The organism is Streptomyces sp. CG4 (assembly GCF_041080655.1).
In the GTDB taxonomy this organism is placed as follows: domain Bacteria; phylum Actinomycetota; class Actinomycetes; order Streptomycetales; family Streptomycetaceae; genus Streptomyces.
In genome coordinates this window covers 5,710,590-5,730,996 of sequence record NZ_CP163525.1, presented here as the reverse complement: position 1 = coordinate 5,730,996, position 20,407 = coordinate 5,710,590, and the positions used below count along the sequence as shown (strand labels likewise).

Sequence of the window (20,407 nt, the reverse complement as noted above, 5' to 3'; positions counted from 1 at the left end):
AGGTCCGGAAGAGCGTGTACGACACCCACGGAGCGTGTACGACACCCACGGCGAGGAAGCGCGCCGCACGGCCGCCGCCGTCGCGGAAACTGCTACCCCCACCGCGGGCGACGTACCCGCCTGTCTCGCCCCCTGATCGGCACCGGCCCCCACCGGTGCTGTTCCACAGAGTACGGATGAGAGCACGCAGCGGAAGCGGATTTACAGAACTGGCCGTCCGGCGCGTTTATCGTGTGCCGCATGTTTCGTATTGAGGCGGAAGTCGACAAAGGCCGACGTGATCTGCTCCGCGCGCGTCTCCGTGACACGAACACGGCGGCGTCCCCGGTCCTGGCGGCCCTGCGCGGCACGCCCGGCGAACGCGAAGTCCCCCTGCACGTCTGGGCCCTGGACTCCTCAGGAGACCTGGCGGGCGGCCTGGTCGGCCACACCTGGACGACCTGGCTGCACGTCACCTACCTGTGGGTCGACACCCCCCACCGCGGCACGGGCCTGGGCTCCCGGCTGCTGGCCGAGGCGGAACACCTCGCCACCACCGCCCGCGCCTGCACCGCCGCCCGCCTGGAGACCTGGGACTTCCAGGCCCCGCGCTTCTACGAGAAACAGGGCTACGACGTGGTGTGCGTGATCCCCGACTATCCGCCGGGGATCACGGAGTACACCCTGACGAAGCGCCTCGTCCCCCAGGGGGTCGTGTCGACTCCCTAGGAGGTGGTGTCGAGCCGCCGCGCCCCCGCCGAAGGCACCGCCTCGAAGATGCGCGGAGTCGTGAAGTCGGCCTTGAGGAAGGCCTCTTCGATGGCCTTCGTCAGGGTGTCCACCTCGGTGGCCTCCGTCAGGACGATCGCCGAGCCGCCGAAGCCGCCGCCGGTCATGCGGGCGCCCAGTGCCCCCGCCCCCAACGCCGTGTCGACGACCAGGTCCAGCTCCGGGCAGGAGATGCGGAAGTCGTCGCGCAGGGAGGCGTGGCCCTCGGTGAGGACCGGGCCGATGGCGCGGGTGTCGCCGGCCGTGAGGAGTTCCACCACCCGCTCCACCCGGTGGTTCTCCGTCACGATGTGGCGGACCAGACGGACGGTCTCCTCCTCCTCGTCGTCCTCGTCGCCGAGCCGGGCCAGCGCCGCGTCCAGGTCCGCGTACGGGATGTCCCGCAGGGCGTCGACGCCGAGCAGGGCGGCGCCCTTCTCGCAGCCGGCCCGGCGCTTGCCGTACTCACCGCCGCTGTGCGCGTGCTTGACCTGGGTGTCGACCACCAGCAGGCGCAGGCCTTCGGCCGCGAGGTCGAAGGGGATCTGCCGCTGGGACAGGTCGCGGGTGTCCAGGAAGAGGGCGTGGCCCTGCTCGCAGCAGGCCGACGCCGTCTGGTCCATGATCCCGGTCGGCGCGCCGACGTAGACGTTCTCGGCGCGCTGGCACAGCCGGGCCAGCTTCCAGCGCCGCAGGCCGAGGTCGTACAGGTCGTTCAGGGCGAGGGCGATCACGACCTCCAGGGCCGCGGACGACGACAGGCCGGCGCCGGTCGGGACCGTGGAGGACAGGTGGACGTCTGCGCCGGTGACCTCGTGGCCCGCCTCGCGCAGGGCCCAGACCACGCCCGCCGGGTACGCGGTCCAGGCGTCGTCGCTCTGCGGGGCCAGGGCGTCCAGGCGCAGCTCCACCACGCCGCCCTCGACGTCCGCCGAGTGCAGGCGCAGGATGCCGTCGTCCCGGCGCGAGACCGCCGCGACCGTCTCGTGCGGCAGCGCGAACGGCATCACGAAGCCGTCGTTGTAGTCGGTGTGCTCGCCGATCAGGTTGACCCGGCCGGGCGCCGCCCACACCCCCTCCGGCTCGGCGCCGTACAGCTCGGCGAAGCGCTCCGCGACCTGCTGTGCCCCCACTACCGCTCCCTTGTGATGTGCTGCGCGAACTCCCAGGCGTCCGCGACGATGCCCGCGAGATCCGCGCGGGTCGGGTTCCAGCCCAGTTTCTCGCGGGCGGTGTCCGCCGAGGCGACCAGGACGGCCGGGTCGCCGCCGCGGCGCGGGGCCACGATCTCCGGGATCGGGTGACCGGTGACCCGGCGGACCGTCTCGATGACCTCGCGGACGGAGAAGCCCTCGCCGTTGCCGAGGTTGCAGATCAGGTGCTGGCCCGGGAGCGCGGCCGTCAGGGCCAGCAGATGGGCCTCGGCCAGGTCCGCGACGTGGATGTAGTCGCGGATGCAGGTGCCGTCGGGGGTGGCGTAGTCGTCGCCGAAGACCGAGATCGCCTCGCGGCGGCCCTGGGCGACCTGGAGGACCAGGGGGATCAGGTGCGACTCGGGGTCGTGGCGCTCGCCGTAGGCGCCGTACGCGCCCGCCACGTTGAAGTAGCGCAGCGAGACCGCCGCGAGGCCGTGGGCGGCGGCCTCGCTGGTGATCATGTGGTCGACGGCCAGCTTGGAGGCGCCGTAGGGGTTGGTCGGCCGGGCCGGGGCGGTCTCCGGGATCGGGACCTGCTCCGGCTCGCCGTACGTCGCCGCCGTGGAGGAGAAGACGAGCGTGCGGACGCCCGCGTCGCGCATCGCGCCGAGCAGGGCGAGGGAGCCGGCGACGTTGTTGTCCCAGTACTTCTCCGGCTTCACCACGGACTCGCCGACCTGCGAGGACGCGGCGAAGTGCAGCACACCGTCGTAGGAGGCGTCGAGCCACTTGGCGGCGTCGCGGATGTCGCCCTCGACGAACGCGGCGCCGGCCGGGACGCCCTCGCGGAAGCCGGTGGAGAGGTTGTCGAGGACGGTGACCTCGTGGCCGGCCTCCAGCAGATGCTGGGCCACGACACTGCCGACGTAACCCGCGCCGCCCGTCACCAGGTACTTCATGAACTCGCTACCTCTCGCAGTCGCTCGGCCGCGCGCTCCGGCGGCACGTCGTTGATGAACACACTCATGCCGGACTCGGAACCCGCGAGAAACTTCAGCTTGCCGGAAGTGCGGCGGATGGTGAAAAGCTCTAGGTGGAGCGCGACGTCGTCCCTCGTCACTCCGTCGAACTCCGCCAGCGCGCCGAACGGGGCCTGGTGCCAGGCCGCGATGTACGGCGTCGGAGGCTCACCGGTGCCGAAGATCCGGTCGAAGCGCCTCAAGAGTTCCAGATAGACCTGGGGGAATTCTGTGCGTGCCGCCTCGTCGAGGGCGAGCAGGTCGGGGACCCGGCGCTTCGGGTACAGATGGACCTCGTACGGCCAGTGCGCCGCGTACGGCACGAACGCGACCCAGTGTTCACCCTCAAGGACGACCCGCTCGTCGGCCAGCTCCCGCTCCAGAACGGCGTCGAACAGGTTCTCCCCGCCGGTCGCCTCCTTGTGCGCGGCGAGCGAGCGGAGCATCAGCGCGGTGCGCGGGGTGGTGAAAGGGTAGGCGTAGATCTGTCCATGCGGGTGGCCGAGGGTCACGCCGATCTCCTCGCCCCGGTTCTCGAAGCAGAAGACCTGCTCGACGGAGGGCAGATGCGACAGCTCCGACGTACGGTCAGTCCAGGCGTCCAGCACGAGGCGCGCCTGCTCGGCGCTCAGGTCCGCGAAGGACGCGTCGTGGTCGGAGGTGAAGCAGACGACCTCGCAGCGCCCGGAGTCGCCGGCGAGCGAGGGGAACCGGTTCTCGAAGACGGCGACGTCGTACGACGAGTCCGGGATCTCGCTGAGCCGGTCGCCGTGTGTCGGGCACAGCGGGCACTCGTCGGCCGGCGGATGGTACGTGCGGCCCTGCCGGTGCGAGGCGATCGCGATCGAGTCGCCGAGCAGCACGTCCTGGCGGATCGCGGAGGTGGTGACCGTGCGGTCCAGGGGCCGCCGGTCGACCGCGTCCCGGACGGTGTCGTCCCGAAGGTCGTAGTAGATCAGCTCACGACCGTCGGCCAGCCGGTTCGAGGTCTTCTTCACGCCGGACTCCTCTACGTCCCGCAACCCAATCACTCAACACAATCAAACATAACAGACCACAACTCGACAACACTTCGGATCATCACAATCAAACAAAGAACACCAACAGAAGTGTTCAATTACTGAACGCGGAGACGTAGGTTCCGCTCAGGATCAGTTCGCGCAACGAAGCGAGTTCTCATGCAAACCCCCACAGACACCCCGCTCCAACTGGCGGCGGAGCTACGGCTCCCCACCAACTGGCTGGACTACACGATCCTGGCGATCTACTTCGTCGTCGTCCTCGGCATCGGCTTCGCGGCCCGCCGCTCGGTGAAGACCAGCCTCGACTTCTTCCTCTCCGGACGCTCGCTGCCCGCCTGGATCACCGGCCTCGCCTTCATCTCGGCGAACCTGGCGGCCACCGAGATCCTGGGCATGGCCGCGAACAGCGCCCAGTACGGCGCCTACACCGTGCACTGGTACTGGATCGGCGCCATCCCGGCCATGGTCTTCCTGGGCCTCGTGATGATGCCCTTCTACTACGGCAGCAAGGTCCGCTCGGTCCCCGAGTTCCTGCTGCTGCGCTTCGACCGGGCCGCTCACCTGCTCAGTTCGATCCTGTTCGCGTTCGCCGCCATCCTGATCGCGGGCGTCAACCTCTACGCCCTCGCGATCGTCGTCGAGGCGCTGCTGGGCTGGCCGCAGTGGGTCGCGATCGTGGTCGCCGGCGCGTTCGTGCTGGCGTACATCACCCTCGGCGGCCTGTCCTCGGCGATCTACAACGAGGTCCTGCAGTTCTTCGTGATCCTGGCCGCCCTCATCCCGATCACCGTCCTCGGCCTGAAGAAGGTCGGCGGCTGGGGCGGGCTGACCCACAAGCTCACCGCGACCCACGGCCACAACTTCACGACCGCCTGGGGCGGGACCGGCATCGGCAGCGTCAACCCGCTCGGCGCCAACTGGCTGACCATCGTCCTCGGCCTCGGCTTCGTGCTCTCCTTCGGCTACTGGACCACGAACTTCGCCGAGGTGCAGCGCGCCCTGTCCGCGAAGAACCTCTCCGCCGGGCAGCGCACCCCGCTGATCGCCGCCTACCCGAAGATCTTCATCGTCTTCCTGGTGATGATCCCGGGCCTGGTCGCCGCCGCGCTCGTGCCGAAGATCGGCTCCTCCGGCTCCGGCCTGCAGTACAACGACGCCATCCCGTACCTGATGCAGGAGCTGCTCCCCAACGGCGTGCTCGGCATCGCGGTCACCGGTCTGCTGGCGGCCTTCATGGCGGGCATGGCGGCGAACGTGTCGTCCTTCAACACCGTGTTCACGAACGACATCTGGGCCAAGTACGTGGTGCCGGGCCGCGAGGACGCGTACTACGTCCGCTTCGGCCGCCTGATCACCGCGATCGGCGTGGCCGCCTCGGTCGGCACGGCGTTCCTGGCGTCCTCGTTCTCGAACATCATGAGCTACCTGCAGACGCTGTTCTCCTTCTTCAACGTGCCGATGTTCGTCGTCTTCATCGTCGGCATGTTCTGGAAGCGCGCGTCCGCCAAGTCCGGCTTCTGGGGCCTGCTCGCCGGCACCGTCACCGCGATGGTCAACTACTTCGTGCTCTACAAGAAGGGCATCATCTCGATCCCCTCCGACCAGGGCGCCAACTTCGTCTCCGCGATCGCGGGCTTCGTCGCCGGCGCGGTCGTGATGGTCGCGGTGTCCCTCTTCACGAAGCCCAAGCCGGCCGAGGAACTCCAGGGGCTCGTCTACGGCACCCGCTCCCCCGGCATGGCCGAGCCGCCCGCGCCCGGTGACGAGGCCTGGTACCGCAAGCCGGCCCTGCTGGGCTGGGGCGCGGTCGTGCTGGCCGCCGCCTGCTACATCCCGTTCTCGTTCTGACGCGGAAGGACCGAGGAACCATGAGCGACCACTCCGAGCACCACCCCGACCGTCACGAGCACTGGACCGAGGAGGAGGTCGCGCGCGAGGTCACCGAGCTGGAGACCAAGTCCGCGACCGCGGCCCGCATCTTCGACCTGCGCCGCATCATCGGCGGCCTGTTCCTGGTGTACGGCGTCATCGTCACGATCACCGGCATCACCGACTCCCAGTCCGCCATCGACAAGGCCCAGGGCGTCAACATCAACCTGTGGACCGGCATCGGCATGCTGCTGCTGGGTGTCTTCTTCCTGGCCTGGCTCAAGCTCCGGCCTGCGGCGCCTCAGCCGCTTCCTCCGGAGGGTTCGCCGGAGAAGTGACCGTCGGCCGGGGGCCGGTGTCGCCGTAGAGGTGCGGGCCGTCCCCCGGCTGCGGGTAGGTGGGGGCTGATCGCGCAGTTCCCCGCGCCCCCAAGGGAGTTGCAGCCGCCGCACCCGCATCCGCGCCGCCGCGGATGCGCCCAAACGTGACCAGCCGCAGCACAGTGCGCCTACTCGGGCCCGGAACCCAAGGGACCCGCTCGGTCCAGGAGTCCCGTCCTCGCGGCCAGCGCCGCCGCCTCCAGCCGCGACCCCACGCCCAGTTTCATCAGCACCCGCTGCACATGCGTCCGTGCGGTGCTCGGTGCGATGCCCATCCCGGCCGCGATCAGCCGCGTGTCCTCCCCGTCGGCCACCCGCACCAGCACCTCCACCTCCCGAGGCGTCAGCATCCGCAGCAACCGCTGAGCCTCGTCATCCGGCTGCGCCGACGGATTGAGCAGCTCCCCGAACGCCCCCTGCAACAACTGCGGCGCCACCGCGGCCTCCCCGGCCCGCGCCTTCATGATCGCCCGCTCGACACCCTCTATACGCTCGTCGTGCCGCACGTAGCCCGAGGCCCCCGCGGCGAACGCCGCCGCGATCCCCCGCGGCGACGGCACGGGGCCGAGCACCACCACCGCCACCTGCGGCCGCTCCCGCTTGATCTTCGCCACCGGATCGAAGACCCCCGGTTCGGCCGGCGCCGCCGTACCCAGCAGACACACCTCCGGCGCCCGCGCGATCACCAGGTCCGCCGCGCCCGCGGCCGGCGCCGCCGCGGCGAGCACCCGGTGTCCGCGCAGCTTGAGCGCCGATGCCAACGCCTCCGCGAGCAGGCGATGGTCGTCGACGACCATGAGCCGTACTCCCATAGAGCAACCCCCCAGTCCCCCCCATGGATGCCCCACTATGGACGTCCACCGGTCCGCAAGGACAGAGGGCCCCCCGGCACCTCGTCCTTCATGCCCCCGGAAGCTACACGCTTGTTCGACGTATCGCTGCCCCTCTTGATGAGAAGTGCCCCGGATCGATGAAATCCGGGGCACTTCTTGGTAAGTCACCCATTCGGGCGAGAGGTGCGACGGCGTCGGCCGGCGGTCAGCCGTTCGTGCCGTACGCGACCGCCAGGTCCTCCTTGCCGTCCGACGACCAGCCCTTCTCCTTGGCGTAGATCTGCGACATGAACAGACGCCCGTCGCCGAAGAGGATCTCCGAGTCCTCCGGCAGCATGTTGGCCTCCGCGTTCTTCGAGTCGTCCACGGCCGGGTTCTCCAGCAGCTTGGTCGCCTTGAAGGACCCGCCGTCGATGCTGACGACCTGCCCGCCCTTGTCGTACGGCGGCTTCTTGTACGCGAGCAGGTTGCCGCCGTCAATGCGCAGCGGGCTCAGCAGATAGCCGTCGCCGGCCTCCAGGCGCTGGCCGGTCGGCTTGCCGGTGTTCAGGTCGAAGGAGACGATCTCGTTGGTGCTGTTCAACGCGCCGCTGGTGCCGTCGTGCTCCTCGGTCGGCACGTACAGCTTGCCGTTGCCCGCGACGATCGACTTGCAGGCCTCGATGCGGTAGATGCCGTCGCACTTGCCGCCGTAGGTCTTGCCCGGCGCGGAAATGTGGGCGAGCAGCTTGCCGGACTTGTTGTCGATGGAGAAGTAGTCCGAGACCTCACTGCCGTCACCGGCGCTCTCGCCCACGTCGGCGGCCACCACCAGCGGGTCGGTGGAGACGATGGAGGCGTACTGGATGCCCGAGTCCATCTTGTACTCGGAGATCACCTTCCCGGTCTTCGGGTCGAGCGTCTGGATGAGCAGCTGTCCGTTGGCGGAGTCACCGCATTTGCGCACCGCGACCAGCTTGTCGCCACCGCCGTAGCCCGCGTCGTAGCAGTTGTCGCCCGGCTTCGGCAGCCACAGCGGCTTGTCCGAGTCGATGTCGAAGGCGGCGCCGCCGTTGCTGTCGCCGAGCGCGACGGTGCGCTGAGCGACCGTCACATTCTGGTAACTGATGGGAGAATCACCGGACTTGACCGACTGCGTCCACAGCTTTTTGCCCGCGTTGAGATCGATCGCGGCGATCTGTGTGCACCCGGCGATGTCCTTCTTCGTGTTCCACTTCGGCTGGTAGACGATCGCGGTCTTGCCGTCGGCCGTGGCGTGCGGGCTGGCCGCACAGACCGGGCCGGGCAGCGGGATCGTCCACAGCTTGGTGCCCTTGGCCGGGTCGTAGCCGACGATCTCGGCGAGGCCGCTCTTGGCGTACACCTTGTCCGTCAGCCACGAACCCGCCGTGCTGACCGCGCCGTCCGCGGTGGGCAGCGGGACCTGGAACAGCACGTGGGCCGCGGGGTTGGCCGGGACCTTCTCCTTCCCGCCGCCCGTGCCACCGGTCCCACCGCTACCGCCGCTGCCGCCCGTGCCACCGGTGCCGCCGCTGGAGGAAGCGGTGTCGTGCTGCTTGTCGCCGCCTCCGGAGGAGTTGGCGTACCAGAAGCCTCCGGCCACGATCAGCGCGATGGCCACGACCGCCGCGACGACGACGAGCAGCGTGGTGTTGTTCCGCCCGCCGCCGCTCTGCCCCGGCTGCGGGTGCATCGGCACGGTCGGCGGCTGGCCCGGATAGCCGTAACCCGGCTGCGCGGGCTGCCCGTACGGGTTCTGCGGCTGGCCGCCGTAGGGAGCGGCGGGCTGCTGGCCGTACGCCGGCGGCTGCCCGCCGGGGTAGCCGTAGCCGGGCTGTGCAGGCTGCTGCGGCTGCGGAGGCTGAGGGGCCGGTGCGGGCTGCGGGTAGCCGTAGCCGGGCTGCGGCTGAGGGGCCTGCGGGGGCTGCTGCGGCTGAGGCGGCTGCTGCGGGCTCGGGGGGCCGAAACCTCCCTGCTGCGGGGGCTGGTTCGGCGGCGGAGGGGGCGGCTGGGTCATGGGACGGGTACCTCGATGAGGCTCGAAAGCCGGACGGCGAAGGGGACAAGGGACAGGGGACACGGGACAGGGGTATGGCGAACGGATTCGCCACGGACAGAACGGGCGACGGAAGGGAAGCCGGGACGGCGGCTCGGTCGGCTCAGTTGCCGAAGGCCATGATCAGCTTCTCCTTCGACTGGTCGGTGCCGTTCAGCCGGCCGGCGGAGATGAAGAACCGCCCGTCGGCCCAGTCCACGTCGGCGTCGAAGAAGGTGTTCTCGATCTCGGCCGTGCCCTGCGGGTTCTGCAGCAGCTTGGTGGTCTTGTGGGAAGAGCCGGTGACCGGGATCGACACCACCTGGCCGCCCGCGTCGTACGACGGCTGCACATACGCGACGAGCTTGCCGCCCCCGACCCGCATGGGGTACATCGGCTCGTCCGCCGGGGACTTGGCCCGCCACCGCGCCTTGCCGTCGGCCAGGCTGATCGCGACGATCTCGTTGGCGCTGCTGGTGGTGTCCGTCGGCAGATACAGCGTGTCGGCGTCCACGGCGACGCCCCGGCAGCCCTGCAGATCGCGTTCGAGAACCGCCCAGCCGCACCGCGGGGCGAACTTCTCGTCGACCTTGACCTCGGAGCGGAACGTGCCGTCCTTGGTGAGCGTCGAGATGTTCCAGGCCTTCTTGTCCGAGTTGGTCATATAGACCACCAGCGGGTCGACGGAGAACGCCCGGGTGACCTGCCAGCCCTTCTTGACCGGCTGCGTCCAGCGCACCTTGCCGGTGGCCGGGTCCAGTTCCTGGATCTCGTCGTGCGCGTCGCTGCCGCCCGCGCCGCAGGAGGCCACCTGGATCAGCCGGTCGGTGCCGCCCGCGAACGCGGCCGGGAAGCAGTCCGCGCCGTACTTCTCCTTGTCGTACAGCTTCCTGCCGCTGTCGATGTCGTACGCCGTGCCCGACTCCGAACGCCCCACCATCAGCGTCTTGCCGCTCACGGTCAGCTCGACGTTGAGCGCGCTGTCGAACAGCCCCGCGTCGGCGACCTCGTGCGTCCAGCCCTTCTGGCCGGTGGCCAGGTCGATCTCCTGCAGCTGGTTGCACTTGGCGTTGTCGCCGGCACCGCTCATGTACGCCACGACGGCCTTGTCGTCGGCCGACTTCTGCCGGGTGACCGCGCAGATCTTCTGCGGGAAGGAGATCGGGCCCCACACGGGCTTGCCGTCGCCGACGCCGTAGGCGAAGACCTGCTTGTACGCCGCCTTCACCGCCGCCTTGTCCGTGATCCACATACCGGGCGCGTCGGCGCCCGCACCCGGGGCGTCCGGTGCCGACTGGTACCAGAGCACCTTCGCCTCACCGGCCTTCCGGCCCTTGTTGAGGTCCTCCGGGTCGTCGCCCGCGCCGGTCGAACTCGACGCGCTCGGCGTGCCGGTGGCGGAGTGCTTGGGGTCGTCGCTCTGCTGGGCGACCGGCTTCTTCTTGCCGCCGCCACCGCTCGTGACCGCGTACACCGTGCCGCCGATGACGAGCAGCGCGGCCACCGCCGCGCCGATGATCAACGCGGTCCTCGTCTTGGGCTTGCCGCCCGGCGCGGCGCCGGGCATGCCCGGGTACGGGGGCTGCGGCCGGCCGAATCCGGGCTGGGGCGGCGCACCGTAGGGACCTGGCTGCTGCGGATAACCGTAGGCGCCCGGGGCGCCGTACGGGCCTGGCTGCTGGGGGTAGCCGTAGCCCGGCTGGGGCGGCTGCGGCGGGGCGGCGGGCGGCTGAGCCGGGGGCGGGGGCGTGGGAGGGACGCCGGGAGCGGCGGGGGTGCCAGGGGTGCCCGTCGGGGCGCCGAATCCGCCCTGGGCCGGAGGCGGTTGGGGGGCGCCGAATCCGCCGCCCGGTGGCGGCTGGTCCTGTGGTGGCTGGTCCTGCGGCGCTCCGAAACCGCCGTGCGGCGGCTGGTTGGGCGGCTGAGTCATCAGCGCTCTTCCCCCTCGTTCACTGATTTTTAGCCACGCCCTGAGGTTCTTGACGGACCCTGGGTCGTTTCTTAGACAGTTCTCAGACGGCCCTTTCTATCACCCGGTACTGACAGCGCACGGGCCCGGATCGACCGCTGTTCCCAAGGGACGACCGGCCCGTGATGCCGCCGTTACGCGCCTTCACGCCCCCTTCACGCGGCGCACGCAACAGCCCCGCGCGCCGTGCGAGGACACGGGCGCGGCGGAGGGGTGGAGAGGTGAAGTGCCGTCGCACGGTGGCTGATTCACGTCGCGGGGGCGGTGCGGGCGCGGGGCACAGCGCGCCTCACGCCGGTCGGCGCCCGCTCCCCGCGCTCGCGCCCCGGTCTCGCTACGCGTCCTCCGCCAGCTCCAGCCAGCGCAGTTCCAGGTCCTCGCGCTCGCCTGCGAGGTCGCGCAGTTGGGCGTCCAGGTCGGCGACCTTGGCGAAGTCGGTGGCGTTCTCGGCGATCTGGGCGTGCAGCTTGGTCTCCTTCTCGGAGATCTTGTCCAACTGGCGCTCGATCTTCTGGAGTTCCTTCTTGGCGGCGCGCTGGTCGGCGGCGCTCTTCTCCGGGCCGGCCGGCTTGGGGGCCGCGGCGGCGGCCTGCGCGGCGACCGCCTCCTCCATGCGCTGCCGCCGCTCCAGATACTCGTCGATGCCGCGCGGCAGCATCCGCAGGGTGCCGTCGCCGAGGAGGGCGAAGACGCGGTCCGTGGTGCGCTCGACGAAGAACCGGTCGTGGGAGATGACGATCATCGAGCCGGGCCAGTTGTCGAGGACGTCTTCGAGCTGGGTGAGGGTCTCGATGTCGAGGTCGTTGGTGGGCTCGTCGAGGAAGAGGACGTTGGGCTCGTCCATGAGGAGGCGCAGCAGCTGCAGGCGCCGGCGCTCACCACCGGACAGGTCACCGACCGGCGTCCACTGCTTCTCCTTGTTGAAGCCGAACGTCTCGCACAGCTGCCCGGCGGTCATCTCGCGCCCCTTGCCGAGGTCGACGCGCTCACGGACCTGCTGCACCGCTTCCAGGACCCGCAGGGTGGGGTCCAGTTCGGCGACCTCCTGGGAGAGGTAGGCGAGCTTGACGGTCCTGCCGACGGCGATACGACCGCCCGCGGGCTGCTCCTCGCCCTCGGTGCGGGCGGCCGAGGCCATGGCGCGCAGCAGGGAGGTCTTGCCGGCGCCGTTCACACCGACGAGGCCGATCCGGTCACCGGGTCCGAGCTGCCAGGTGACGTGCTTGAGCAGCACCTTCGGTCCGGCCTGCACGGTGATGTCCTCGAGGTCGAAGACGGTCTTGCCGAGCCGCGAGGAGGCGAACTTCATCAGCTCGCTGCTGTCCCGGGGCGGCGGCACGTCCGCGATCAGCTCGTTGGCGGCCTCGACCCGGAAGCGCGGCTTGGACGTACGGGCGGGGGCGCCGCGGCGCAGCCAGGCCAGCTCCTTCCTGATCAGGTTCTGCCGCTTGGCCTCCTCGGTGGCGGCGATCCGCTCGCGCTCGGCACGCGCGAAGACATAGTCGGAGTAGCCGCCCTCGTACTCGTACACGTCGCCGCGCTGCACGTCCCACATGCGGGTGCAGACCTGGTCGAGGAACCACCGGTCGTGCGTCACGCAGACCAGCGCCGAGCGGCGGTTCTGCAGGTGGCGGGCGAGCCAGGCGATGCCTTCGACGTCGAGGTGGTTGGTGGGCTCGTCGAGGACGAGGAGGTCCTGTTCCTCGATGAGCAGCTTGGCGAGCGCGATCCGGCGCCGCTCGCCACCGGAGAGCGGTCCGATGACGGTGTCGAGCCCCTTCGGGAAGCCCGGCAGGTCGAGCCCTCCGAAGAGCCCGGTCAGTACGTCCCTGACCTTGGCGTTTCCGGCCCACTCGTGGTCGGCCAGGTCGCCGATGACCTCGTGCCGGACGGTGGCGGCGGGGTCCAGGGAGTCGTGCTGCGTGAGTACGCCGAGCCGCAGGCCGCCGGAGTGGGTCACCCGTCCGGTGTCGGCCTCCTCCAGCTTGGCGAGCATCCGGATGAGGGTGGTCTTGCCGTCGCCGTTGCGTCCGACGACACCGATCCGGTCCCCTTCCGACACGCCGAGCGAGACGCCGTCGAGCAGGGCACGGGTGCCGTACACCTTGCTGACGTTCTCGACATTGACCAGATTGACGGCCATTTCACTCCTGCGTGCGGGGGTCGGTCAGCCTTCTAGCGTAGGGCCTCGGAGGGTGGGGGCGGGGCGCGAGGGTGTTGTCACTCTTTGTGATGACGTGATCGGGAAACGGCCGCTACCGTGGAGGGCAGGCAGCAGGATCCCGTCCATGGGAGGAACCATGACCGCCGAGTCCGTAGAGCACCGCGTCCAGTGGCCGGTGCCGCCGCTGGACGGATACACCGTGGACGACCTGTTCACGCTGCCGGATCTCCCGCCGCACACCGAGCTGATCGACGGGAGCCTGGTTTTCGTGAGTCCGCAGCGCGCCTTTCATGCCGATGCGATCGACCTGCTGGTCAACGGCCTTCGCCAGAGCCTGCCGATCGAGTTCAAGGTCAAGCGTGAGATGACCATCGTCCTCAACGAGCGCAACGGTCCGGAACCCGACGTGAGCGTCATCCGCGCCGACGCCATCAGCGGCCCTGGCCAGACAAAATACGAGGCCAAGGACGTAGTTCTCGCCATCGAGGTCGTCTCCCCGGACTCGGAGTCCCGCGACCGCACGACCAAGCCCCAGAAGTACGCCGCCGCCGAGATCCCGAACTTCTGGCGCGTCGAGGAAAACGGGACGAGCGGCAGGCCCGTCATCCACGTCTACGAACTCGACCCGATCACCAGGGCATACATCCACACCGGCATGCACCGCGACCGGATCAAGGTCGACAAGCCCTACTCCATCGACATCGACCTGACCGCCATCGACGCCCTCTGAAGCCCCTCAGAGAACCGTCGCCCCCGCCACCGGCCCCGCCGCCGTCCGCACCGACCTGCACGTGCCGGACGCCCGCAGGGCCGCCGCCACCTTCTCCGCCGACTCGGCATCGCGCGCGAGGAACGCCGTCGTAGGCCCGGAACCGGAGACCAATGCGGCCAGCGCGCCCGCTCCGCGTCCCGCCTCCAGCGTGTCCGCCAGCTCCGGGAACAAGGACAGGGCAGCAGGCTGAAGATCGTTGGAGACGGCCGCCGCCAGCGCGTCCGCGTCCCCCTTCGCCAGCGCCTCCAGCAGCTCCGCCGAGGCCACCGGCTCAGGAACGTCCCGCCCCTCCGCCAGCCGGTCGAACTCCCGGAAGACCGCCGGGGTCGACAGCCCGCGCTCAGCCATCGCGAAGACCCAGTGGAAGGTGCCGACGGTCTCCAGGACCGTCAGTCGCTCTCCCCGTCCGACGCCGAGAGCCGCGCCGCCCGCCAGGCTGAAGGGCACGTCACTGCCCAACTCGGCGCAGATGGCGAGAAGTTCGGCCCGCGACGCACCCGTACCCCACAGCGTGTTGCAGGCGAGCAGCGCGCCCGCGCCGTCCGCGCTGCCGCCCGCCATGCCGCCGGCGACCGGGATGTCCTTGGCGATGTGGATGTGGACGTTCGGTTCGATGCCCCGGCGCCCGGCGAGGGCGATGGCCGCGCGCGCGGCGAGGTTGGTGCGGTCCAGGGGGACCTGGGCGGCGTCGGGGCCCTCGCAGGTGATCCGGAGTTCGTCCGCGGGGGTCACCGTCACCTCGTCGTACAGGCCGACGGCGAGAAAGACGTTGGCGAGGTCGTGGAACCCGTCGGGGCGCGCGGCGCCGACCGCGAGCTGGACGTTGACCTTGGCCGGTACCCGTACCGTGACGCTCACTTGGCGCTCTCCTCGTGGTCGTTGATCCGCTCGCGCTCGGTCGTCCGCCCGGGCTCGGTACTCCGCGCGGCCTTGTGCTCGGCGATCCGTGCGAACTCCTCCACCGTCAGCGACTCGCCGCGCGCCTGCGGCGAGACACCGGCCGCGACCAGGGCGGCCTCGGCGGCGGCGGCCGACCCGGCCCAGCCGGCCAGTGCGGCCCGCAGGGTCTTGCGGCGCTGTGCGAAGGCGGCGTCGACGACCGCGAAGACCTCCTTCTTGGAGGCCGTCGTCCTGATCGGCTCGGTCCGCCGGACGAGGGAGACCAGCCCGCTGTCGACGTTCGGCGCGGGCCAGAAGACATTGCGGCCGATGGCTCCGGCACGCTTGACCTCGGCGTACCAGTTGGCCTTCACGGACGGCACGCCGTACACCTTCGAACCGGGCGCGGCGGCCAGCCGGTCGGCGACCTCGGACTGCACCATGACGAGGGTGCGCTCGATGCTCGGGAAGGTGTCGAGCATGTGCAGCAGCACCGGCACGGCGACGTTGTAGGGGAGGTTCGCCACCAGCGCCGTCGGCGGGGGGCCGGGCAGTTCGGCGACGTGCATCGCGTCGCAGTGGACCAGCGCGAACCGGTCTGCGCGCGCCGGCATGCGCGCCCCGACGGTCGTGGGGAGGGCCGCGGCGAGTACGTCGTCGATCTCGACGGCGGTGACCCGGTCGGCGACCTCCAGCAGCGCGAGCGTGAGGGAACCGAGCCCCGGGCCGACCTCGACGACCACGTCGTCGGGGCGGACCTCCGCGGTGCGGACGATACGGCGGACCGTGTTGGCGTCGATCACGAAGTTCTGGCCGCGCTGCTTGGTGGGACGGACACCGAGCGCTGCCGCGAGCTCACGGATGTCGGCGGGGCCGAGAAGGGCGTCGGGGGTGGGGCTGCTCACGGGACAAGGGTACGGGGACGAAGGTGGCTGGGTTGCCAGGTCCCGGTGCCGTGACCGGCCGGGGGTGGGATCGCCCACCGCCGCCGGCCGGGTGCCGCGCGCCTGCAGGTGCGGCGGCTGCACCCCCTGGGGGCGCGGGGCTGTATCGATATGCGGCTCCGCCGCGTGGGCGCGACAAGCCACGACGGACCCGCACTCGGCAGACGGGCCCGCAGGCCAACGGCGCAGTGCCGCAGTGGCCCGGGCTGCGCCGACTACCGGTCCTCAGTGGCCCAGGCAGCGCCGACTACCCGTGCCGCAGTGGCCCATGCAGCGCCGGCTACCCGTGCAGCCGCGAGCCGCAGGACGGCCAGGGTGTCGCCCCCCGCCGCGTGTACAGCTTCTTCGCGCGGAAGGTCTGTTCCTCCGCCGGAGCGTCCTGGGGGCGGCCGTTGCCGCCGAGGCTGTGCCAGGTGCCCGCGTCGAACTGGTACAGGCCGCCGAACGTGCCCGAGGGGTCGACCGCGTCCGGGCGACCGCCGGACTCGCAGGTGGCGAGACCGCGCCAGTTCAGATCGTCGGCACCGGACACGGACTGCGGCAGCGGCTTGGTGCCCACCTTCACGATCTGCTTCCGCGGTTTGCGCACCACCTCGGACTTCTCCCGGCGCGGCTTCTCCCGGACCCCGTTGACGATGCGCAGCAGATAGGTGTCGCGCCGCACTCCGGGCTGCCCGGCCTGCGCGACGACCTCGGTGCCCTTGAAGAGGGTGGGGTCGTCGGTGCGCTCGACGTCGAACGGGATCTGCTCCTCGCGGACCTCCCGGCTGCCCTTGACCCGCAGCACCGTCACCGTCTGCCCGTCGCGCGGGAAGCTGTCGGGCGGGACGGAGGTGGTGTCCTCGCCGTGCAGGCCGATCCCGGCCTCCGCCAGGGCCTCGCGGACGGTCGCCGCGTTGGTGCGGAGGGCCCGGCTGTGACCGTCGGCCATGATCGTGACGGCGCGTTCGGTGCGCACGTCGAGCGCGAGTCCGGCGCGTCCGATGCGCCGCGAGCCCGAGACGGACAGATACGCGCCCTCCGCGCGCACCCCCAGCTCGTCCAGCGCGCCCGCCACGGTCTGCGCCGTCGTCCACACCTCGTGCCGCCGGCCGTCCAGGGTGAGCCGGACAGGGCGCCCGTAGCGCACGGCGACCGCGTCCCCGCTGGCGAGTGGCGCGCCGGGCGCGGGCGCGATGATGTCGTGCGCCCCCGTGCTGACGCCCTCATCGGCGAGCAGCTCGCTCACATCGTCGGCGAAGGTGTGCAGGGTGCGCTGCTTGCCGTCGACGGTGAGCTCGACCGCTTTGTCCTTGGCGACGAACGCGGTGGTGCCGCCGGCGAGGAAGGCCACGACCAGCGCCTGCGGCAGCAGACGGCGCACGGCGGACTCGGGGCGCTCGGCGCAACGCGCCCTGCGCCGGCGCGCGGCCCTCCCGCTCGCTCCGGCGGGCTCCCCGGCGCCGTACGCCCTGCCGCCTCCGTCCGGCACACTCCCCGCGTCCAGCGCGCCCCCGGCCTCCGGCGCGCTGCGGGCCCCCGGCACGCTCGGGGCTCCCGGCCCGCGCCCGGCCTGCCGGGGCAGCACCGGCTCGGTGACGTAGTACGCCTGCGCTTCGTAAGCGGGCCGGTAGGTGTCCTCGTACCGCCCGTGCGGCAGGGTATCCGCGGTGTGCACGGAGGTTTCGGGGCCGTACGACTCGTACAGCCCATACGGCCCGTACGGCTCATACCACTCGTACGGTGCGTGTGCCTCGAACGTCTCGTACTGCGACTTGCTCACGCCGACACACTCCAGAGGTGCCAGAGGGGTCCGGATCGGGCCCCCAGAACCTAGCGGAGCGATCGTCACTCTCCAAAGCGACGCGACTACGCACTGTTGCCCGTCGAGTGTGCGCCCAGCAGTCGAACTGAGGGCTCAGTAGCCGAAGGCGCGGGCGGTGTTCGCGGCGAGGGCCGTGGCCAGGGCGTCCTCGTCGATGCCGCGCACGGCGGCCATCGCACGGACCGTGACCGGGACGAGATAGGGCGCGTTGGGCCGGCCACGGTACGGCGCCGGGGTCAGGAAGGGCGCGTCGGTCTCCACGAGGACCAGCTCCAGCGGGGCGACGGCGAGCGCGTCCCGCAGATTCTGGGCGTTCTTGAACGTGACGTTGCCGGCGAAGGACAGGAAATAGCCCTCGCGTGCGCAGATCTCCGCCATCTCGGCGTCGCCGGAGTAGCAGTGGAAGACGGTGCGCTCGGGGGCGCCTTCCTCCTTCAGGACGCGCAGGACGTCGGTGTGGGCGTCGCGGTCGTGGATGACGAGCGCCTTGCCGTGCCGCTTGGCGATCTCTATGTGGGCGCGGAAGGACCGCTCCTGGGCGGCCTTGCCCTCCGGCCCGGTGCGGAAGTAGTCCAGCCCCGTTTCGCCGACGCCCTTCACCTGGGGCAGTGCGGCGAGCCGGTCGATCTCGGCGAGCGCCTCGTCCAGCGCGGCGTCACCACCCGGCTCCCGGGCACCCTGCCGCGACCAGCCGTCGGGATCGCCGTGGACGATGCGCGGGGCCTCGTTCGGGTGGAGGGCGACGGCCGCGTGGACGCTGTCGTACGCGGCCGCGGTCTCGGCGGCCCACCGGGAGCCCTTGATGTCGCAGCCGACCTGCACGACCGTCGTCACACCGACCGCCGCGGCCTTCGCGAGGCCTTCCCCGACCGTGCCGGACTGCATGTCGAGGTGGGTGTGCGAGTCGGCGACCGGAACCCGCAGCGGCGGCGGAAGCGGCGGCGCTGCGTTCTTGTCGCCCTGGGCGTTCTGGCCGGCGTTCGAAGGCATGCCCCGATCCTACGAAAGGGGCACGCCCTCGGCGGACGCCGATCGGCTCAGCCGGCCTTGCGCTGGAACGCGTGCAGGAGATCGGACAGGTGCCAGTGGTGCGGCTCCTTGGGCTGCGCGGGCTGCACCGGAACCTCCGGCGCCTCGACCGGTCCCGCCAGCGGCACACTGTGGTGCTGGTGCGCGGTGCCGCGCACGGACGAGACCTGCCCCGCGCGCATGATCCGCACGACGTGGCCGTCGCAGTTGTGGCAGCTGGGCCGGCTCAGCGGCGACGGCACGACCCGGCCGTCGGCCACGTAGAGCACGAACTCCTGCCCGTCGGCGTCCGTGTGGTGCTCTATCTCGTACGACTGCTCCCAGCCGTGCCCGCACCTCATGCAGGCGAATGAATACGACTCGTGAACAACGGCTGTGGGCGTGCCACGGAGGCCGGTCTGCCCTGCGATCTCACTCATGCCAGCTCCTCTTGTCCGCTGGACAAGCGCCCCGCACGGGGTTCCCCCCGGAATCCCTGGGGCGAGGGACGGGTGCGTCCCTTCACCCAGTGGACGCCTTCACCAGCGCGAACGCAGCAGGGCTGTCGAGTGTTGGAAGCGATTTGAGCCTTCCTTGCCGAAACCGCCCCGTTCGGCCTCGTTTCCCTTTGCCATCGGCGACAGCCCTTTGCCCTCCCATGGCCCGTCTGCTCACCCGAGAACAGCCCTGCTCAGAGGCGGTGTGAATGCCGGTCGGGGGCAACGCCCGAAGGGCCGCGGGGAACTGCGCGAACAAGCCCCACAGACCCGCGGTCGCCGAACGACGCACGCCGCCGAGCTGTTGGGCGAGCAAACCCCTGTCACTCACCGGCTCGCTTCGCTGCAACCACCGCGTCGAAGACAACCCGCTTCGGAATACCCGCTTCCACCGCCACCGCGGCGATCGCCTCCTTACGCCGCTCCCCGGCCTCCTCCCGCACCCGCACCCGGCGCACCAGCTCCTCCGCGTCGAGCTCCTCCGGCCCGGCCTCGGGCGCCCCCTCGACCACGACGGTGATCTCCCCGCGCACGCCCTCCGCGGCCCACCGCGCCAGCTCGGCCAGCGGCCCGCGCCGCACCTCCTCGTACGTCTTGGTCAGCTCGCGGCAGACGGCGGCCCGTCGGTCCGCGCCGAAGACCTCGGCCATCGCGGCGAGGGTGTCGTCGAGCCGGTGCGGGGCCTCGAAGTACACGAGCGTGCGCCGCTCGTCCGCGACCTCCCGCAGCCGGGACAGCCGCTCGCCCGCCTTGCGCGGCAGGAAGCCCTCGAAGCAGAACCGGTCGACGGGCAGCCCGGACAGGGCGAGCGCGGTGAGCACGGCGGACGGCCCGGGCACGGCGGTGACCTTGATGTCCTTCTCCACGGCCGCCGCGACCAGCCGGTAGCCCGGGTCGGACACGGAGGGCATCCCCGCGTCGGTGACGAGCAGCACGCGCGCGCCACCGAGCAGCTCCTGGACCAGCTCCGGCGTGCGGGCGGATTCGTTGCCCTCGAAGTACGACACCACGCGGCCCTTGGGCGTGACGCCGAGCGCCTGGGTGAGCCGGCGCAGCCGCCGGGTGTCCTCGGCGGCGACCACGTCGGCACCGGCCAGCTCCTCGGCGAGCCGGGGCGGCGCGTCCGCGATGTCGCCGATGGGGGTACCTGCGAGGACAAGGGTTCCAGTCACGCCTCCATCCTCGCAGGGACCACTGACAGCCCGGCCGGCGACCGCGGCGGCGGGCCGGCCCCGGCAGCCCCGCCAGCCCCGCCGGCCCCGGGAAATCGGCCGCATCCCGACCGGTGGCGCCCATGCACGGGACTCGCACAGAACGGTTCCCTACGAT

The 20,407-nt window shown here is 70.9% G+C and carries 17 protein-coding genes; 4 read left to right on the top strand and 13 right to left on the bottom strand.

Translation table 11 applies throughout. The features are described 5' to 3' along the window. Positions 1-240: 240 nt before the first annotated feature. Entirely contained in the window at positions 241-708 is a 468-nt protein-coding gene (locus AB5L52_RS26175; RefSeq protein WP_369366555.1) for a GNAT family N-acetyltransferase, read from the top strand. Here the strand turns inward: AB5L52_RS26175 and galK are convergent. Genes galK through galT form a run of 3 tightly spaced genes read right to left on the bottom strand, consistent with a single transcriptional unit; the run spans position 705 to position 3,900 of the window. Further along, positions 705-1,880, bottom strand: coding sequence for a galactokinase (gene galK, locus AB5L52_RS26170; protein ID WP_369366553.1), 1,176 nt, complete (start codon positions 1,878-1,880; stop codon positions 705-707). The two genes, AB5L52_RS26175 and galK, sit on opposite strands and share 4 nt — an antisense overlap. Beyond that, positions 1,880-2,842 (bottom strand): UDP-glucose 4-epimerase GalE, encoded by a 963-nt coding sequence (galE, locus tag AB5L52_RS26165; RefSeq protein WP_369366551.1) that lies wholly within the window; start codon positions 2,840-2,842, stop codon positions 1,880-1,882. Before galE ends, galK begins: the two co-directional genes overlap by 1 nt. After that, positions 2,839-3,900 (bottom strand): galactose-1-phosphate uridylyltransferase, encoded by a 1,062-nt coding sequence (gene galT, locus AB5L52_RS26160; protein ID WP_369366549.1) that lies wholly within the window; start codon positions 3,898-3,900, stop codon positions 2,839-2,841. The genes galE and galT overlap by 4 nt, the downstream gene beginning before the upstream one ends. A 180-nt stretch (positions 3,901-4,080) precedes the next feature. Here galT and AB5L52_RS26155 point away from each other — a divergent pair, with 180 nt between their 5' ends. Both AB5L52_RS26155 and AB5L52_RS26150 read left to right on the top strand, forming a co-directional pair. Then, the gene (locus tag AB5L52_RS26155) at positions 4,081-5,772 is read left to right on the top strand and encodes a sodium:solute symporter family protein (protein ID WP_351027429.1); all 1,692 of its coding nucleotides are present in this window, start codon (positions 4,081-4,083) and stop codon (positions 5,770-5,772) included. A 20-nt stretch (positions 5,773-5,792) separates the two neighbouring features. Next, the gene (locus AB5L52_RS26150; RefSeq protein ID WP_351027427.1) at positions 5,793-6,131 is read left to right on the top strand and encodes a hypothetical protein; all 339 of its coding nucleotides are present in this window, start codon (positions 5,793-5,795) and stop codon (positions 6,129-6,131) included. Positions 6,132-6,301: 170 nt separating this feature from the next. On the opposite strand, the gene AB5L52_RS26145 is transcribed toward AB5L52_RS26150, so the two are convergent. The 4 genes from AB5L52_RS26145 to AB5L52_RS26130 form a co-directional block, all read right to left on the bottom strand. Further along, complete coding sequence (locus AB5L52_RS26145) at positions 6,302-6,985, bottom strand: response regulator transcription factor (RefSeq protein WP_351027426.1); 684 nt, start codon at positions 6,983-6,985, stop codon at positions 6,302-6,304. A gap of 226 nt (positions 6,986-7,211) precedes the next feature. Next, positions 7,212-9,023 carry a PQQ-binding-like beta-propeller repeat protein gene (locus AB5L52_RS26140; RefSeq protein ID WP_351027424.1) on the bottom strand — a complete coding sequence of 604 codons (1,812 nt, stop codon included), beginning with the start codon at positions 9,021-9,023 and terminating at the stop codon, positions 7,212-7,214. A 142-nt stretch (positions 9,024-9,165) separates the two neighbouring features. Further along, complete coding sequence (locus tag AB5L52_RS26135) at positions 9,166-10,971, bottom strand: PQQ-binding-like beta-propeller repeat protein (RefSeq protein WP_369366546.1); 1,806 nt, start codon at positions 10,969-10,971, stop codon at positions 9,166-9,168. A 373-nt stretch (positions 10,972-11,344) separates the two neighbouring features. Beyond that, a complete protein-coding gene (locus AB5L52_RS26130) occupies positions 11,345-13,153 on the bottom strand; it encodes an ABC-F family ATP-binding cassette domain-containing protein (RefSeq protein WP_369366544.1) in 1,809 nt (602 codons plus the stop codon). A 157-nt stretch (positions 13,154-13,310) separates the two neighbouring features. Here AB5L52_RS26130 and AB5L52_RS26125 point away from each other — a divergent pair, with 157 nt between their 5' ends. Next, on the top strand, positions 13,311-13,904 hold the full coding sequence (locus AB5L52_RS26125; RefSeq protein WP_351027419.1) for a Uma2 family endonuclease: 594 nt from the start codon (positions 13,311-13,313) through the stop codon (positions 13,902-13,904). A gap of 6 nt (positions 13,905-13,910) precedes the next feature. Here AB5L52_RS26125 and AB5L52_RS26120 read toward each other — a convergent pair whose 3' ends face one another. The 6 genes from AB5L52_RS26120 to rsmI all read right to left on the bottom strand — a co-directional run bounded on the left by AB5L52_RS26120 (position 13,911) and on the right by rsmI (position 20,250). Then, positions 13,911-14,804 (bottom strand): 4-(cytidine 5'-diphospho)-2-C-methyl-D-erythritol kinase, encoded by an 894-nt coding sequence (locus tag AB5L52_RS26120; protein ID WP_369366542.1) that lies wholly within the window; start codon positions 14,802-14,804, stop codon positions 13,911-13,913. Further along, positions 14,801-15,730, bottom strand: a complete 930-nt coding sequence (rsmA, locus tag AB5L52_RS26115; protein ID WP_351027416.1) for a 16S rRNA (adenine(1518)-N(6)/adenine(1519)-N(6))-dimethyltransferase RsmA — start codon at positions 15,728-15,730, stop codon at positions 14,801-14,803. Before rsmA ends, AB5L52_RS26120 begins: the two co-directional genes overlap by 4 nt. Before the next feature lie 319 nt (positions 15,731-16,049). Continuing rightward, positions 16,050-17,531 carry a ubiquitin-like domain-containing protein gene (locus tag AB5L52_RS26110; RefSeq protein WP_369366540.1) on the bottom strand — a complete coding sequence of 494 codons (1,482 nt, stop codon included), beginning with the start codon at positions 17,529-17,531 and terminating at the stop codon, positions 16,050-16,052. Between the two features lie 135 nt (positions 17,532-17,666). Further along, positions 17,667-18,563: a TatD family hydrolase gene (locus AB5L52_RS26105; RefSeq protein WP_351027413.1), complete on the bottom strand. Its 897-nt coding sequence runs from the start codon at positions 18,561-18,563 to the stop codon at positions 17,667-17,669. 47 nt (positions 18,564-18,610) lie between these two features. Then, on the bottom strand, positions 18,611-19,021 hold the full coding sequence (locus tag AB5L52_RS26100) for a hypothetical protein (RefSeq protein WP_351027411.1): 411 nt from the start codon (positions 19,019-19,021) through the stop codon (positions 18,611-18,613). A gap of 380 nt (positions 19,022-19,401) precedes the next feature. Continuing rightward, complete coding sequence (gene rsmI / locus AB5L52_RS26095; protein WP_351027410.1) at positions 19,402-20,250, bottom strand: 16S rRNA (cytidine(1402)-2'-O)-methyltransferase; 849 nt, start codon at positions 20,248-20,250, stop codon at positions 19,402-19,404. Positions 20,251-20,407 lie beyond the last annotated feature (157 nt).